General features: G+C 72.8%; 12 protein-coding genes. 4 read left to right on the top strand and 8 right to left on the bottom strand.

Features of this window, described 5'->3' with window-relative positions; translation table 11 throughout:
* Positions 1 to 223: 223 nt before the first annotated feature.
* From ACFC1F_RS14675 to ACFC1F_RS14665, 3 genes are all read right to left on the bottom strand, one after another.
* Positions 224 to 1417 (bottom strand): RtcB family protein, encoded by a 1194-nt coding sequence (locus ACFC1F_RS14675; protein ID WP_209415387.1) that lies wholly within the window; start codon positions 1415 to 1417, stop codon positions 224 to 226.
* Positions 1418 to 1790: 373 nt separating this feature from the next.
* Positions 1791 to 3158 carry a M16 family metallopeptidase gene (locus ACFC1F_RS14670; protein ID WP_376158368.1) on the bottom strand — a complete coding sequence of 456 codons (1368 nt, stop codon included), beginning with the start codon at positions 3156 to 3158 and terminating at the stop codon, positions 1791 to 1793.
* Positions 3159 to 3178: 20 nt separating this feature from the next.
* Positions 3179 to 4567 (bottom strand): pitrilysin family protein, encoded by a 1389-nt coding sequence (locus ACFC1F_RS14665; protein WP_209415388.1) that lies wholly within the window; start codon positions 4565 to 4567, stop codon positions 3179 to 3181.
* 224 nt (positions 4568 to 4791) lie between these two features.
* Between ACFC1F_RS14665 and ACFC1F_RS14660 the strand changes: the two genes are divergently transcribed.
* Positions 4792 to 7242 (top strand): DNA topoisomerase (ATP-hydrolyzing) subunit A, encoded by a 2451-nt coding sequence (locus ACFC1F_RS14660; RefSeq protein WP_376158357.1) that lies wholly within the window; start codon positions 4792 to 4794, stop codon positions 7240 to 7242.
* A gap of 85 nt (positions 7243 to 7327) precedes the next feature.
* Positions 7328 to 8230, top strand: coding sequence for a sucrase ferredoxin (locus tag ACFC1F_RS14655; protein ID WP_376158354.1), 903 nt, complete (start codon positions 7328 to 7330; stop codon positions 8228 to 8230).
* A 45-nt stretch (positions 8231 to 8275) separates the two neighbouring features.
* Here ACFC1F_RS14655 and ACFC1F_RS14650 read toward each other — a convergent pair whose 3' ends face one another.
* From ACFC1F_RS14650 to ACFC1F_RS14640, 3 genes are all read right to left on the bottom strand, one after another.
* Positions 8276 to 9352 carry an ABC transporter substrate-binding protein gene (locus ACFC1F_RS14650; protein WP_209415391.1) on the bottom strand — a complete coding sequence of 359 codons (1077 nt, stop codon included), beginning with the start codon at positions 9350 to 9352 and terminating at the stop codon, positions 8276 to 8278.
* 84 nt (positions 9353 to 9436) lie between these two features.
* Positions 9437 to 10303: an ABC transporter permease gene (locus ACFC1F_RS14645; protein WP_376158350.1), complete on the bottom strand. Its 867-nt coding sequence runs from the start codon at positions 10301 to 10303 to the stop codon at positions 9437 to 9439.
* Positions 10293 to 11150, bottom strand: a complete 858-nt coding sequence (locus ACFC1F_RS14640; protein ID WP_209415393.1) for an ABC transporter ATP-binding protein — start codon at positions 11148 to 11150, stop codon at positions 10293 to 10295. The genes ACFC1F_RS14645 and ACFC1F_RS14640 overlap by 11 nt, the downstream gene beginning before the upstream one ends.
* A gap of 337 nt (positions 11151 to 11487) precedes the next feature.
* Between ACFC1F_RS14640 and ACFC1F_RS14635 the strand changes: the two genes are divergently transcribed.
* Positions 11488 to 13251, top strand: a complete 1764-nt coding sequence (locus ACFC1F_RS14635) for an ATP-binding protein (protein ID WP_376158347.1) — start codon at positions 11488 to 11490, stop codon at positions 13249 to 13251.
* Positions 13251 to 13940: a response regulator gene (locus tag ACFC1F_RS14630; protein WP_376158344.1), complete on the top strand. Its 690-nt coding sequence runs from the start codon at positions 13251 to 13253 to the stop codon at positions 13938 to 13940. The genes ACFC1F_RS14635 and ACFC1F_RS14630 overlap by 1 nt, the downstream gene beginning before the upstream one ends.
* A 112-nt stretch (positions 13941 to 14052) precedes the next feature.
* Here ACFC1F_RS14630 and ACFC1F_RS14625 read toward each other — a convergent pair whose 3' ends face one another.
* Both ACFC1F_RS14625 and ACFC1F_RS14620 read right to left on the bottom strand, forming a co-directional pair.
* Positions 14053 to 15789 carry a cation acetate symporter gene (locus tag ACFC1F_RS14625; RefSeq protein WP_376158341.1) on the bottom strand — a complete coding sequence of 579 codons (1737 nt, stop codon included), beginning with the start codon at positions 15787 to 15789 and terminating at the stop codon, positions 14053 to 14055.
* Positions 15786 to 16364 carry a DUF485 domain-containing protein gene (locus tag ACFC1F_RS14620; RefSeq protein ID WP_376158339.1) on the bottom strand — a complete coding sequence of 193 codons (579 nt, stop codon included), beginning with the start codon at positions 16362 to 16364 and terminating at the stop codon, positions 15786 to 15788. Before ACFC1F_RS14620 ends, ACFC1F_RS14625 begins: the two co-directional genes overlap by 4 nt.
* Positions 16365 to 16450 lie beyond the last annotated feature (86 nt).

Below are 16450 nucleotides of genomic sequence, written 5' to 3'. Positions count from 1 at the left end.
TGAGGCCCGCCCGCCCGAATCGCACACACGTAAAGCGCCCGGCAGGGCATCAGCACTGCCGGGCGCTTTTGTTCGCACATTCGATCGCATCCGCACCACGGGGCGGACCCGTCGGCGATCGGCCCCTGTCGGCGGCCGATCGCACACATGCTCGCGGCATGACCTTCTTCGACCTCGAACAGCTGGTGAGGCGGGGCCCCGAATCCACGGGCCCCGCCTGATCTCAGCCCTTGACGCAGACGACCTGCTTCAGGTGCGCCACGATCTCGACGAGGTCCTTCTGCTGCTCGATGACCTTCTCGATGGACTTGTAGGCGCCCGGGATCTCGTCCACGACACCGCTGTCCTTGCGGCACTCCACGCCCCTGGTCTGCTCGGCCAGGTCACGCGTGGTGAAGCGCTTCTTCGCCGCGTTGCGGCTCATCTTGCGGCCGGCGCCGTGCGAGGCCGAGTTGAACGCCGCCTCGTTTCCGAGGCCGCGGACGATGTACGAACCCGTCCCCATCGAGCCGGGGATGATCCCGTAGTCGCCGGAACCGGCCCTGATCGCACCCTTGCGGGTCACGAGCAGGTCGACACCGTCGTACTGCTCCTCCGCCACGTAGTTGTGGTGGCAGCTGATCACCTCGTCGAAGGCGACCTTCGCCTTGGCGAACTCGCGACGGACGACGTCCTGGAAGAGCGCCATCATCAGGGCCCGGTTCTTCTTGGCGTACTCCTGTGCCCAGAAGAGGTCCTGCCGGTAGGCGGCCATCTGCGGGGTGTCCGCGATGAACACCGCGAGATCGTTGTCGACGAGCCCCTGGTTGTGCGGCAGCGAACGGGCCACGCCCATGTGATGCTCCGCCAGCTCCTTGCCGATGTTCCGTGAACCCGAGTGCAGCATCAGCCAGACGGCGCCGGTGTCATCAACACACAGTTCGATGAAGTGATTTCCTCCGCCAAGAGTCGCCATCTGCTGCGCCGCCCGCTCGCGCCGCCACTTCACCTCGTGCGCGACCCCGTCGAAGCGCCCCCAGAAGTCGTCCCACCCCGTCGTCGCGAAGCCGTGGAGCTTGCGCGGGTCGACCGGGTCGGTGTGGAGGCCGCGGCCGACCGGGATGGCCTGCTCGATCTTGGAGCGGAGGCGGGAGAGGTCGTCGGGGAGGTCCTTGGCGGTGAGGGACGTCTTCACCGCGCTCATTCCGCATCCGATGTCCACGCCGACCGCCGCCGGGCAGACGGCGCCGCGCATCGCGATAACGGAGCCGACCGTCGCGCCCTTGCCCAGGTGGACGTCGGGCATCACGGCGAGGCCGTGCAGCCAGGGCAGCGAGCTGATGTTGCGCAGCTGCTGCATGGCCTGGCCCTCGACGGTGGCCGGGTCGGTCCACATCCGGATCGGGACCCGGATGCCGGGTACCTCGGTGTACGACATGGTTGAACGACCTCCAAAGGTCGGTTGGTTCAAGCCTAGGTGGGTGCCGCGCGAAGGATCCCGGTGCGGCTCGGGGAAGATCAGGGGTGCGCGGTGCTCAGGCCGCGTAGGGGCATCGGGAGGACGGCCTTGGGGAGCGCTGTATGGTCGGCTCGACCCGCATGGTGACCGCCTCCTCTCCGTGTGTGTACCGGCTGCCGGGGGATATCTACCCATAGGGCGATCACGCCCCGCAAGGGATTTAAAACGCGGCGGGCCCGGCGGAGCGGAGTGCTCCACCGGGCCCTGCCCGTAAGGCGGTTCAGGCCTCCCGGGCCTGCCAGGCCTCTCGGACCTCTCGGACCTCCCGGACCTGTCAGACCTCTCGGCCGTATCAGGCGGTGATCACGGTGACCTCGCCGATGCCGAGCGCGCGCACGTCGTCGGCGAACGCGGCGGCGTCGCCGACCAGGACGGTGACCAGGCGGTCCGGCGGGAAGGCGGCGACCACGGCCTCGGTGGCGGCGGCCGTGGGGAGCACGGCGAGCTGCCGGTAGACCTCGGCCTGGTAGTCGTCGGGCAGGTGCTGCTCGACCTGGTCGGCCAGGGTGCCGGCGACCGAGCCCGCGGTCTCGTACTTCAGCGGGGCCACGCCGACCAGGAACTGCACGGCATCGTCGCGCTCGGCGTCGGTGAGGCCCTCGGCGGCGAGGGTGCGCAGGATGGTCCAGGTGTCGGCGAGCGCCGGGGCGGTGGAGGCGGTGTCCACCGAGCCGCTGATCGCGAGCAGCGCGCGGCCGGTGCCGTCGGCGGGGGAACGCAGCGGCTGGGCGAAGGCCCGGACGCCGTAGGTGTAGCCCTTCTCCTCCCGCAGGACGCGGTCGAGGCGGGAGGTGAGGGTGCCGCCGAGGCAGTAGGTGCCGAGGATCTGGGCGGCCCAGGCCGGGTCGTGCCGGTCGGGGCCGATGCGGCCGATGAGCAGCTGGGTCTGGACGGAGCCGGGACGGTCGACGATGACGACGCGGCCGGTGTCGTCGGCGGTGACGGGGGCGTGCGTGCTCGCCGCCGCGTCGGTGCCGGTCCAGGTGCCGAGGGTGGCTTCGAGCAGGGCGGGCAGGTCGGTGCCGGTGAGGTCGCCGACCACGACGACGGTGGTGGTGGCGGGCCGGATGTGGGCGTCGTAGAAGGCCTTGACCGCGGCCCGGTCGATGGACTTGACGGTGTCGGCGGTGCCGCCGCGGGCGCGGGAGAGCCGGTCGGCGCCGTCGAAGAGCTCGGCGTAGAGGGCCTTGGCGGCCCGGCGGGCGGGGTTGGCCTGCTCGTGGACGATCTCGTCGAGCCGGTTGGCGACGAGGCGCTCGATCTCGTCCTCGGGGAGGGCGGGCGCGCGCAGGGCGTCGGCGAGGAGGCTGAGGCCGCGCTGGAGCCGGCTGGCGGGGACTTCGAGGGAGACCCGGATGCAGGGGTGGTCGGCGTGGGCGTCGAGGGTGGCGCCCGCGCGCTCCAGCTCGGCGGCGAACTCCTCGGCGGTGAGGGTCTCGGTGCCCTCGCTGAGGGCGCGGGCGAGGATGCCGGCGACGCCGTCGAGGCCGTCGGGCTCGGCGGCGAGCGGGGCGTCGAGGAGGATGTCGATGGCGACGAGCTGCTGGCCGGGGCGGTCGCAGTGCAGGACGGTGATGCCGTTGCCGAGGGCGGCGCGCTCGGGGGCGGGGAAGGCCCACGGGCTGGGGGTGCCGGGCTCGGGCTGGGGGTGGAACGTCATGGCGGGGACGTAGTCCGTGCTCATGCGGCAGCGCCCTCCTCTTCGGTCGCGTCGGTGGCGGTCTGGTCGGCGTCGGTGCCGGTGTCGTCGGCGTCGTCGGCCGTGGTGGGCTCGTAGACGAGGACGGCCCGGTTCTGCGGGTGGAGGCGGGCCTGGGCGATCGCCTGGACCTCCTCGGCGGTGACGTCGAGCACCTTGGTCAGGGCGCCGCCGAGCAGCTTGGGGTCGCCGAACAGGACGGCGTAGCGGCAGAGTTCGTCGGCGCGGCCGGCGACCGTGGTGAGCCGGTCGAGCCATTCGCGCTCGATCTGGGCCTGGGCGCGCTCCAGTTCGGCGGCGGTGGGGCCTTCGGCGGCGAAGCGTGCGAGCTCCTCGTCGACGGCGGTCTCGACCTGCTCGATGGTGGCGTCGCCGGAGGTCTTGATGTCGAGCCAGCCGAGGCTGGGGGCGCCGGCGAGGCGGAGCAGGCCGAAGCCGGCGGCGACGGCGGTGCGGTCGCGCCGGACGAGCCGGTTGTAGAGGCGGCTGGATTCGCCGCTGCCGAGGATGGTGAGGGCGAGGTCGGCGGCGTCGGCCTCGCGGGTGCCGTCGTGCGGGAGGCGGTAGGCGGCCATCAGGGCGCGGGAGGGGACGTCCTCGCGGATGTCCTCGCGCAGTTCGCGGCCGATGGTGTCGGGGAGGGTGCCGTCGCGCGGGGGCTGCTTGCCGTCGTGCGCGGGGATGCTGCCGAAGTACTTCTCGACCCAGGCGATGGTCTGCTCGGGGTCGATGTCGCCCACGACGGAGAGGACGGCGTTGTTGGGCGCGTAGTAGGTGCGGAAGAACGTGCGGGCGTCCTCCAGCGTGGCGGCGTCCAGGTCGGCCATGGAGCCGATGGGGGTGTGGTGGTACGGGTGGCCGTCGGGGAAGGAGAGCGCGGTGAGCTTCTCGAAGGCGGTGCCGTAGGGGACGTTGTCGTAGCGCTGGCGGCGCTCGTTCTTGACGACGTCGCGCTGGTTCTCCATCGAGGTGTCGTCGAGGGCGGCGAGGAGGGAGCCCATCCGGTCGGCCTCAAGCCAGAGGGCGAGCTCCAGCTGGTGGGCGGGCATGGTCTCGAAGTAGTTGGTCCGCTCGAAGCTGGTGGTGCCGTTCAGGGAGCCGCCAGCGCCCTGGACCAGTTCGAAGTGGCCGTTGTTGGAGACGTTCGCGGAGCCCTGGAACATCAGGTGCTCGAAGAGGTGCGCCAGTCCGGTGCGGCCCTTCACCTCGTGGCGGGAGCCCACGTCGTACCAGAGGCAGACGGCTGCGACCGGGGTGAGGTGGTCCTCGGAGAGGACGACGCGCAGGCCGTTGGCCAGGCGGTGCTCGGTGATGGCGATGGCAGCGCCAGTTCCTCCGGTGGAGGCGGATGCGGGGGCCGGGTTGGCCATGCGCTCGGGTCCTTCCCGTCGTCGATGTCGGGGGCTTCGTGTGGCGTCCCCATTGTGGTGCAACGCGCGAAGGGCGTGGATGTGTCCGCGCGGACGGGGCGTTCGCCAGGGGCGGAAGAGGGGCGCTGGCCGGGAGTGTCGGTGGAAGGGTCCACAATGGGGGCGCTGAGCCGTGATCCGAAGCAGACAGACGTGTCAGACAGATGCAAGGGAGCCCCGCCGCGATGGCCCGCCGCAGTTCGCAGACCCCACCGCCCGGAGATTTCGAGGAGCGCATCCTCGATGTCGACGTCGTGGACGAGATGCAGGGCTCCTTCCTGGAGTACGCCTACTCGGTGATCTACTCGCGTGCGCTGCCCGACGCGCGGGACGGTCTGAAGCCGGTGCACCGGCGGATCCTGTACCAGGCCAACGAGATGGGCCTGCGGCCGGAGCGGGGGCACGTGAAGTGCGCGCGCCTGGTCGGCGAGGTGATGGGCCGGTTGCACCCGCACGGCGACGCGTCGATCTACGACTCCGTGGTGCGCATGGCGCAGCCGTTCTCCATGCGGTTGCCGCTGATCGACGGGCACGGGAACTTCGGTTCGCTGGGCAACGACGACCCGCCGGCCGCGATGCGGTACACGGAGTCGCGGTTGACGGCGGCGTCGATGGCGATGGTGGAGTCGATCCACGAGGACACCGTCGACTTCGGGCCGAACTACGACGGCAGTGAGCAGGAGCCGCTGGCGCTTCCGGCCGCCTTCCCGAACCTGTTGGTGAACGGTGCGACGGGCATCGCGGTCGGCATGGCGACGAACATGCCGCCGCACAACCTGTCCGAGGTGGTGGCGGCGGCCCGGCACCTGATCAAGCACCCGAACGCGGACCTGGACACGCTGATGCGGTTCGTCCCCGGTCCGGACCTCCCGACGGGCGGGCGGATCGTCGGCCTCTCGGGCATCCGGGACGCGTACGAGTCGGGCCGCGGCACCTTCAAGATCCGCGCCACCACGACGATCGAGGCGGTCTCCGCCCGCCGCAAGGGCATCGTGGTCACCGAGCTGCCGTACAACGTCGGCCCGGAGAAGGTGATCTCGAAGATCAAGGACCTGGTCAACGCGAAGAAGCTGCAGGGCATCGCGGACGTCAAGGACCTCACCGACCGCGAGCACGGGCTGCGGCTGGTGATCGAGGTGAAGAACGGCTTCGTGCCGGAGGCGCTGCTGGAGCAGCTCTACAAGCTGACGCCGATGGAGGAGACCTTCGGCATCAACAACGTGGCGCTGGTGGACGGCCAGCCGCTGACGCTGGGGCTGCGGGAGCTGCTGGAGGTCTACGTCGACCACCGCTTCGAGGTGGTCCGCCGGCGCAGCGACTTCCGGCGCCGCAAGCGGCAGGAGCGGCTGCACCTGGTCGAGGGTCTGCTGGTGGCGCTGGTCGACATCGACGAGGTCATCGCGATCATCCGGTCGAGCGACAACGCGGCGCAGGCGAAGGAGCGCCTGATGGAGCGCTTCTCGCTGTCGGAGACCCAGACGGCGTACATCCTGGACACTCCGCTGCGCCGGCTGACCCGGTTCGACCGGGTGGAGCTGGAGCAGGAGCAGGCGAAGCTCAACTCGGAGATCGCCGAGCTGACGGAGATCCTGGAGTCGGACGCGCGGCTGCGCAGTGTGGTGTCGGCGGAGCTGGCCGCGGTGGGCAAGCAGTTCGGCACGGAGCGGCGGACGGTGCTGCTGGAGGCGGGTGCGGTGCCGTCGGCGTCGCTGGCGGTGCCGTTGGAGGTGGCGGACGATCCGTGCCGGGTGCTGCTCTCGTCGACGGGTCTGCTGGCGCGGACGGCGGACGGCGAGCCGTTCGAGTTGTCGGAGAAGCGGTCGAAGCACGACGTGATCGTGTCGGCGGTGCCGGCGACGGCGCGCGCGGACGTGGGTGTGGTGACGTCGGCGGGCCGGGTGCTGCGGCTGCCGGTGATCGACCTGCCGGCGCTGCCTCCGACGCCGTCGCCGACGTTGGCGGGCGGCGCGGCGGTGGGCGAGTTCCTGCGCCTGGAGGCGGGTGAGCGGGTGCTGGCGCTGACGACGCTGGACGAGTCCTCGCCGGGTCTGGCGCTGGGGACGGTGCAGGGTGTCGTCAAGCGGGTGGTGCCCGAGTGGCCGGCCAACAAGGACGAGTTCGAGGTGATCGCCCTCAAGGACGGTGACGAGGTGGTCGGCGCGGTCGAACTGCGCACCGGCGAGGAGGACTTGGTCTTCATCGCCTCCGACGCCCAGTTGCTGCGTTACCCGGCGGGCCAGGTCCGTCCGCAGGGCCGTCCGGCGGGCGGCATGGCCGGCATCAAGCTGTCGGACGGCGCCCGGGTGCTGTCGTTCACGGCGGTGGACCCGGCGGCCGACGCTGTGGTGGTCTCGGTGGCGGGTGCCGCGGGCACGCTGACCGGTGAGGAGCAGAGCTCCTGGAAGGTCACCCCGTTCGAGCAGTACCCGCGCAAGGGCCGCGCGACCGGTGGTGTCCGCTGCCAGCGCTTCCTGCGGGGCGAGGAGTCGCTCACCTTCGCGTGGGCCGGCCCGTCGCCGGCCCGGGCGGCGACCGCGAAGGGTGCGCCGGTCGACCTCCCGGAGCGCGACCCGCGTCGTGACGGCTCGGGTACTCCGGTGACGACGCCCATCGCGGTGGTCGCGGGACCGGCGTAGCGGCGCCGGCGGGCGGATCGGACTCGTGGCGGGGCACCTCTCGGTGTCCCGCCACGGTCATTTCGGTACGGGTAGCCTTGCCTGCGTGAGCACTTGTGCGACGTTGTCGCGTGAACTGTCGGAGCCGTTGGCCGCCACGGCGGCGACCGCCACGACCTGGCTGCTGGTCGAGCAGAGCGGGCCGTGGGGGGCCAAGGCGCTGGCGGAGAGCCACCTGGACACGGCGGTCGGGCGGGCGCTGGAGGCGGCCGCGGCGGGGACCGGTGTGCGGGTGGCGCTGATCCGGCGGCCGGGGCGGCATGCCGACTGTCTGCCGGCCGCGCGCCACGAGGTGATCGTGGCGCACACCGTGCCGGGGCGGGGCTGGGTGCGGCGGGCCGGGGTGGCGGATCCGGCGGAGTTGCTGGCCCTGGACTTCGCGGCGCTGGGCGCCGGGGAGCACGGCGGGTTCGGTGCGGAGCACGTCGGCGGGCCGGTGGCCCTGGTGTGCACCAACGGCCGGCGGGACCGCTGCTGTGCGCTGCTGGGCCGGCCGTTGGCGGCCGAGCTGGCGGTGGCCGGGCACAGCGAGGTGTGGGAGGTGACGCACCTCGGCGGGCACCGCTTCTCCCCCACCATGCTGGTGCTGCCGTACGGCTACGCGTACGGCCGGCTGACGGCGGAGTCCGCGAAGGAGGTCCTGGCGGCGACGGCGGCCGGGCACATGGTGCCCGAGTGGTCGCGCGGCTGCTCGGGTTGGGAGCGCCCGGGCCAGGCGGCCGACCACGCGGTCCGGCTGGCCGTCGGGGAGACCGGGGTGGACGCGCTGACGCTGGCGCAGCGGCCGGCCGGTGAGGGCCGCTGGCTGGTGACGGTGCGCCACGAGGACGGCCGCGTCTGGGAGGTCGAGGTCGCCGAGGGCGTGAGTGAGCCGCCCCGCCCCGAGAGCTGCGGAAAGGCTGCGGGCACGCCGTCCCGGATGACCGTGACGGCCCTGCGGGAGGTGTGACGGCCCCGCGCCCGTGGGGGTGGGCGCGGGGCCGTCGGCGCGGGTTCAGCCGGTGGCGGCCTTGCCGACGAACTCGGTGGTGTAGGTGCGGGCGAGGTCGATGGTGCCCTCCTTGCCCTTGACGTCCGGGTGGAAGGCGGCGAGGACGGCGAGGACGGTCCTGGGGCCGTCGGCGGGCATCACGCCGTCGGTGGTGAACATCGGCAGGGTCGCCTTGATCGCGGCCGCGTACTGCTCGGCGCCGCCCTGTGCGTAGTCGGCGGGCATCTTCGCGGCGATCTCCTCGGGGCTGTGGGTGGACATCCACTTGAGGGTCTTCACGAAGGCGTTGGCGAGCTTCTGGGTGGTGTCCTTGTTCTTCTCCACCCAGTCGGTGTTCATGTAGAGCGAGGACGAGGGGTAGAGCCCGCCGAGTGCGGCGCGCGAGCCCTCGGGGGTGCGCATGTCGTAGAGGATCTTGCCGAGGCCCTTGTCGAGGATGTTGGCGACGGTGGGGTCGGTGGTCATGCCGGCGTCGATGGAGCCCTGTTGGAGCGCGGCGATGAAGGTCTGGCCGGCGCCGACCGCGATCGGGCTGAAGTCGGCCACCGCGGTGCCGTTCTTGACGGCGAGGTACTTGGTGAGGAAGTCGGTGGAGGAGCCGATGCTGGTGACGCCGAGCTTCCTGCCCTTGAAGTCCGCGCCGGACTTGATGGCGTCGGCCTGCTTGGCGGAGACGATCTCGACCTCGCCGGGGGCCTGGGAGAACTGGACCACCGACTCGACGTTCTTGCCCTTGGCCTGGAGGTCGATGGTGTGGTCGTAGAAGCCGACCGCGCCCTGGACGTCGCCGGCGAGCAGGGCGGTGGTGGCGTTGACGCCGGCCGGTTCGCTCATCAGCTCGACGTTGACGCCGGCCTCGGCGAAGAAGCCCAGGCGCTGGGTGAGCATGGCGGGCATGTAGATGACCTTGTCCAGGCCGCCGACCATGATCTTGACCTTGGGCCCGTCGACCTGCTGGCCGGCCGGGGCCGCGCCGTTGTGGGACGTGGAGGCGGCGTCGTTGGCACAGGCGGCGAGCGGGAGGAGCAGGACGGCGGCGAGGGCGGCTGCGGCGACTCTGCCGGTCGGGTTCGGGCGCATGGGTGGGGTGCCTCTCTACGGACTGCGGGAAGACGGGAACGGGCGGAGCCGAGGGGGACGGCGGGAACGGGCGGGAACCGGGGGTCAGCGGCCGTCGCCGGAGTCGGCGGGCTTCCAGCGGAAGAGTTTCTTCTCGGCGAAGGTCAGCACCCCCTCGGTGAGCAGCGCGACCACCGCCAGGATGGTCATGGCCGCGTACACGCCGGCCGCGTTGAAGGTGCCCTGGGCGGCGGCGACGAGCAGGCCGAGGCCCTTGGTGGCGCCGATGTACTCGCCGACGATGGCCCCGATCAGAGCGAACCCGAAGCTCACGTGGAGGCTGGTGAAGATCCAGGTGGTGGCGGCGGGGATGACCACCTGGAGGGTGACCCTGCGGGTGTCGGCGCCCAGGATGCGGGCGTTGGCGACGAGGTTGCGGTCCACCTCGCGGGCGCCCTGGAAGGCGTTGAAGAAGACCGGGAAGAACACCAGGACCACCGCGGAGGCCACCTTGGAGGCCGGACCGAGGCCGAACCAGATCAGGAAGATCGGGGCCAGCACGATGCGCGGGATGGCGTTCAGCACCTTGATGTAGGGCCCGAACACGTCGGCCAGGAAGCGGATCCGGCCGAGCGCGATGCCCAGCAGCACGCCGCCGGTGACGCCGATCACCCAGCCGGTGAGGGCCTCGTAGAGGGTGTAGCCGATCTGCTCGCCGAGCGAGCCCTGAGCGGTGCCGTGGGTGGTCCACTGCCAGATCTGCGCCCAGATCCTCGACGGCTGGGAGAAGTTGAACGGGTCGATCACATCGGTGCGGGCGCACACCTCCCAGAGCCCGAGGAAGGCGACGAGCACCGCGACCCGGGCCCCGTACACCCCCAGCCTCCGGTTGCGGGCGGCCCGTTCGCGGGCCTCGGTCCTGGTGGTGGGGACGGCCGCCGGCTCGGCGGCGACCACGGTCTCAAGCGGCACGACCCGCTCCTCTCTCACGGGTGATGCGCACCTCTTCGCCGAGCGAGGCCCAGATCTCGCGGTAGAGCTCGACGAACCTCGGCTCCAGCCGGACGGCCTCCACGGTGCGCGGGCGCGGCAGGTCGACGGTGAAGACCTCCTTGACGGTGGCCGGGCCGGCCGTCATCACGACGACCCGGTCGGCCAGCGCGATCGCCTCGTCCAGGTCGTGGGTGACGAAGACCACCGAGGACCCGGTACCGGCCCACAGCTCCAGCAACTGGTCGGACATCAGCGCGCGGGTCTGCACGTCCAGCGCCGAGAAGGGCTCGTCCATCAGCAGGATCCGCGGGTCGTTGACGAAGGTCTGGGCGAGCGCGACGCGCTTGCGCATGCCTCCGGAGAGCTGGTGCGGGTAGCGGTCCTCGAAGGCGCCGAGGCCGACCCGGTTCAGCCAGTCGCGGGCCCGCTCCCGGGCCTCGGCGGCCGGGACGCCGCGGAAGCGCGGGCCGGCCATGACGTTGGACAGGACGGTGCGCCAGGGGAAGACGGCGTCCTGCTGGAAGACGAAGCCGACCTGCGGGTTGATCCCGTCGACCGGCGCGCCGTACACCCGGACGTCGCCCTCGGTGGGCTCCTCCAGACCGCTGACCAGTGTCAGCGTGGTGGACTTGCCGCAGCCGGTGGGGCCGACGACGGCGACGAACTCGCCCTCCGCCACGGTCAGGTCGAGATCGCGGACGGCGGTGTGCAGGGTGCCGGACGGGGTGCGGAACCGCTTGGTCGCGCCGGTCAGCTCGATCGCCGGGGCAGCCGCCGGGGCTGCCACCGGATCCGGTACCCGGCTTGTCGCGGGGGTTTTGCTCATGGGACCTCCCGGGTCTCTGCTTGCTCCGGGAGGCTAGGAGCGACCGGGGCGGCGGCGGGAGGCTTCTCGGCGTACTGCGGGTTCTCCGCGTTGAGGGCTGTTCTGCTCGTTTTGCTTCCGCTACAACAGCGGGGACGCGGCTGACAGAAACACGTCGGAAACATAGGGTGTGCCGACCACCCGCCCGCCCGGACCGAGGGGCACCCGCCCGGCCCGACGGAAGACCCCCGCCCGGCCCGACCGCCCCGCCCGACCGCCCGCCGGACCGGAGGCGGGCGCCCGTAGCACCACGCCCCGCCCGTACGCCCGCCCGCGAGCCCGCCGAGAGGAGGCCCGGATGAAGCACCCCCGCTGGCCCCGCCGGGTCTTCGCCCAGCTGCTGCTGAGCCAGACCGTGGTCACCGTCGGCGTCACCGTCGTCACCGCAGGCCTGTTCCTCGCGCCGGTCAGCTCCGAGCTGGACCACGACGCGATGCAGCGCGCGCTGTCGATCGCCCAGGCCACCGCCAGTGACGAGGTGATCGCCCGGGCCGCCGAGGCCCGCGACTCCGCGACGGCGCAGCGCAACGCCGAGCAGATCCGGCTGGCCACCGGCGCCAGCTTCGTCGTGGTCACCGACCTGGACGGGATCCGGCTCTCGCACACCGACCCCGACCGGATCGGCCAACGGGTCTCCACCGACCCGGAGCCGGCGCTCGGCGGCCGCAGCGTCACCGCCATCCAGGAGGGCACCCTGGGCCGCACCGCGCGCGGGAAGGTGCCGCTGCGGATCGCCGGCGGGCGGATCGTCGGCGAGGTGTCGGTCGGGATCAGCGACGACTCGATCCGGCGGCGGCTGCTGAAGATGCTCACCGGCATCCTGCTCTGCGCGGGCGCCGGCCTGGCCGCAGGCACCGTCGCCACCCTGGCGCTGGCCCGCCGGCTGAAGCGGCGCACCCACAACATCGCGGTGGCCGACATCTCGGCGCTGCTGGTGGAGCGCGAGGCGATGCTGCACGGCATCCGCGAGGGCATGGTGGCGCTGGACGAGCGCGGCCGGATCCGGCTGGCCAACGACGAGGCGGTCCGGTTGCTGGGCCTGCCCGCGGGCTGCGCCGGGCGGCCGATCGACGAGGTCCTGCCGCCCGGCCGGCTGGCCGACGTGCTGGCCGGCCGGATCACCGGCGCCGACCTGCCGGCCGTCCGCGACGACCGGGTGCTGGTGGTGAACCGGATGGCGACGGCCGAGGGCGGCGCGGTCGTGACGCTGCGCGACCGGACGGAGCTGGAGTCGCTGGTCCGCGAGCTGGACACCACCCGCAGCCTCACCGAGGCGCTGCGGGCGCAGGACCACGAGCACGCCAACCGGATGCACACCCTGCTGGGGCTGCTGGAGCTCGGCCGGCACGAGCAGGCGGTGGCGTTCATCTCCGAGCAGTCGGGTTCGCACGCGGCGGTCGCGGCGCGGATCGCCGAGCAGGTGCAGGACCCGCACGTCGCCGCGCTGCTGGCCGGCAAGACGGCGGTGGCCGGTGAGCGGGGCGTCCGGCTCGTGGTCGCCCCGGCGGCGCACCTGCCGGACGCGGTGGTGGACGCCCGGACGCTGGTCACCGTGCTCGGCAACCTGATCGACAACGCCGTGGACGCGCTGGCGCCGGGCGGGGGCGGCCGGGTGGCGGTGACCCTGGCCGCGGCCGGCTCCACCCTGCTGATCGAGGTCGCGGACAGCGGCCCGGGCGTGCCGGAGGAGCTGCGCGAGCGGGTCTTCGAGGAGGGGTGGAGCAGCAAGGACGCGCCCGCGCACCGGCCGCGCGGGCTGGGGCTGGCAATGGTGCGGCGGCTGGTCGAACGGACCGGCGGCCGGATCGTGCTGGACGGCGGCCCGCTCGGGGGCGCCCGGTTCACCGTCGAGCTGCCCGAGGCCCTGCACGACGGGGGCCCGTACGACGACGCCCTGCACGACGGGGGCCCGTGCGCCGTGGGCCTGTGCGACGCCGCCCCGCCCGGAGGGACCCCGCCCGCAGGGTCCCTGCCCGCCGGATCCCTGCCCGAGGGGGCCCTGTACACCGCCGACGTGCCGCACCCGGGGGACCAGCTCACCGCACCGCTCGTGGAGGCGTGATGATCGACGTACTCGTGGTGGACGACGACTTCCGGGTCGCCGACGTGCACGCCGCGTACGTGGCCAAGGTGCCCGGCTTCCGGGTCACCGGCACCGTGCACTCGGCCGCCGAGGCGCTGGCCGCACTGGAACGCCGCCCGGTCGACCTGCTGCTGCTCGACCACCACCTCCCGGACGAGACCGGTCTCGCCCTGGTCCGCCGGCTGCGCGAGCGCGACGTCACCTGCGACGTGATGATGGTGACCGCCGCCCGGGACGTGTCCACCGTGCACGCCGCGATGCAGCACGGCGCCCTGCAGTACCTGGTCAAACCGTTCAGCTTCGCCGGGCTGCGGGAGAAGCTGGTCGCCTACGCGCAGCTGCGGCACGCGCTCGCCGGACCCGCCGCCCGTGAGGCCGGCCAGGACGAGGTGGACCGGCTGTTCGCTACCCTGCGCAGCGCGGCGGCCCCGGCGGCCGTCCTGCCCAAGGGCCACTCCGCGCCCACCACCGACCTGGTCCTCGGCGTGCTGCGCCGGGCCGGCCGGCCGCTCTCCGCCCAGGAGGTCGCGGACGCCACGGGGCTGAGCCGCTCCACCGCGCAGCGCTACCTCAAGCAGTTGGAGCGCGACAACCGGCTGCGGCTGACCCTGCGCTACGGCGACACCGGGCGGCCCGAGCACCGCTACGTGCTGGCGGTCCGCACCTGAACCACGTGCCGGCCGGTCCGCGCCTGAACCACGTGCCGGCCGGTCCGCGCCTGGGCCCGGACGTGCCGAACCCCGGCGGGTCCCAGGCCCGCCGGGGTTCGGGAGGTGCTGCTCAGGCCGCCCCGGCGCCGGTGAGGGAGCGGACCTCCAGCTCGGCGTAGCGGTCCGGGTCGGCCGCCTCGGGCGAGGTGACCGTGCCGATCCAGCCGGCCAGGAAGCCCAGCGGGATGGAGACGATGCCCGGGTTCTCCAGCGGGAACCAGTGGAAGTCCATCCCCGGGAAGAGCGCCACCTTGCTGCCGGAGACCACCGGCGAGAAGGCCACCAGCACCACCGCCGGGATGAGCCCGCCGTAGACCGAGCAGACCGCACCGCGCGGGGTGAACCGCCGCCAGAACAGGCTGTACAGCAGCACCGGCAGGTTGGCCGAGGCGGCGACGGCGAAGGCCAGGCCGACCAGGAAGGCGACGTTCAGCTGCTGGGCGAAGAGGCTGAGCGCGATCGCGACCGCCCCGATCCCCACCGCGGCGATCCGCGCGACGCCGACCTCCTGCTGCTCGGAGAGCCGGGCGGCCGTTTCACCGGCACCGCTCCCCCCGGCCGCCCGTCCGTCGGCGGCCGCCCTCGCGCGTGCCCGCCGGGAGGCCGGGACGGCGGCCCGGCGGCCCCGGCGGCGGCGCGGACGGCCGCGCCAGGCGCCCGCCCAGATGTCGTGGGCGAACGCCGCCGAGGAGGCGAGCGTCAGCCCGGCGACCACGGCGAGGATGGTGGCGAAGGCGATCGCCGAGATCAGCGCGAAGAGCACCACCCCGCCGGTGGAGCCGTTGCCGCCGCCGAGGACCAGGGCCAGCAGCGGGACGGCGGTGTTCCCCGCCGGGTTGGCGTGCCGGACCTCGGCCGAGCCGACCAGGGCGGTGGCACCCAGACCGAGCGCGATGGCCATCAGGTAGAAGCCGCCGACCAGCCCGATCGCCCACATCGTCGAGCGCCGGGCGGCCCGTGCGGTGGGCACGGTGTAGAAGCGGGAGAGGATGTGCGGCAGCCCGGCGGTGCCCAGGACCAGGGCCAGGCCGAGGCTGAAGAAGTCCAGCCTGCTGGTGACGCTCCCGCCGTACTTGAGCCCCGGCTCCAGGTACCGCTGCCCGGCGCCGCTGTGCTGGGCGGCCTGGCGCATCAGCTCGGCGACGTCCCCGTGGAAGCGGACCATCAGCAGCACGGTGAGCAGCACCGAGCCGGCCACCAGCAGGACGGCCTTGACGATCTGGATCCAGGTGGTGGCCCGCATCCCGCCGATCGTCACGTAGACGATCATCAGCCCGCCGACCGCGATGATGGTCCAGGTCCGGGCCCCGGAGCTGTTGGTGCCGAGCAGCAGGGCGACCAGGCTGCCCGCGCCGACCATCTGGGCGACCAGGTAGAGCAGGGTGACGACGATGCTGGCGCCGCCGGCGGCCGCCCGGACCTTGCGGCGGCGCAGCCGCAGGGCCAGCACGTCGGCGAGGGTGTACCGGCCGGCGTTGCGGACCAGTTCGGCGACCAGCATCAGGACCACCAGCCAGGCGACCAGGAAGCCGATGCTGTAGAGCACGCCGTCGTAGCCGTAGAGCGCGATCAGCCCGGCGACGCCGAGGAAGGAGGCGGCGGAGAGGTAGTCCCCGGAGAGCGCGAAGCCGTTCTGCAGCGGGGTGAAGTCGCGGCCGCCGGCGTAGAAGTCCTCGGCCGCGCTGCCCCGGCGGCCCACCCAGAGGGTGATGCCCAGGGTGACGAGGACGATGACGGCGAAGAGCACGATGGCCAGGTCGTGGTGGTCCCCGGTGGGGGCGACGGGGGGCGGGGTGGCGGTCCTCATCGCAGCTGGTCCTGGGTGTCCCAGCGGAGCTCCAGGGCGGCCCGGTCCCGCTTGGTGCGGGCGTTGCGGGCGTAGAGCCACGTGAGCAGGAACGTCGAGGCGAACTGCAGCAGCCCCAGCAGCCAGGCCACGTTGAGCGGGCCGGCGATCCGGGTGCGCATGACGCCGGGCGCACCGGCCTGGGCCGCGACGTACAGCAGGTACCAGCCGAGGAAGGCGGCGCTGACGGGGAAGACGAAGGCCCGGTAGCCGCGCTTGATGTCCTGGAAGGCTTCACTGGCCTGGACGGCGCGGTACACCTCGGTGCTGCTGTCGACGGCCGGCGGGGCGGCGGGCCGCGCGGGTACCTGCGGGGGCACGGCGTGACCGCGGAGCGGCCGGACCGACGGTTCGGCCGGTGCCGCTGCCGTGAGCCGCGCCTGCGCCTGCGCCGTGTACGGCGCCGTGACCGGCACCGGGGTCGGCGCCGGGGGCGGCTCCTCGGCGGACCGACCGGGCGGGGCGGAGGCGGCGGGAGCGGCCCACCAGTCGAATCGCTGCCCCTGGCCGGGGCTGCTCGTCTGCTGCTGTGGCACTACTGCTCCTGAGCCGAGGGGTGTACTGACCAAACCATCATGGAGGCCCGCAAACCCCGCCAACTCCCATTGCAGATACGTTCACT

Source organism: Kitasatospora sp. NPDC056181 (assembly GCF_042266225.1).
In the GTDB taxonomy this organism is placed as follows: domain Bacteria; phylum Actinomycetota; class Actinomycetes; order Streptomycetales; family Streptomycetaceae; genus Kitasatospora.
Note: the sequence above shows the minus strand (reverse complement) of the source record. Positions and strands in the feature narration are given on the sequence as shown.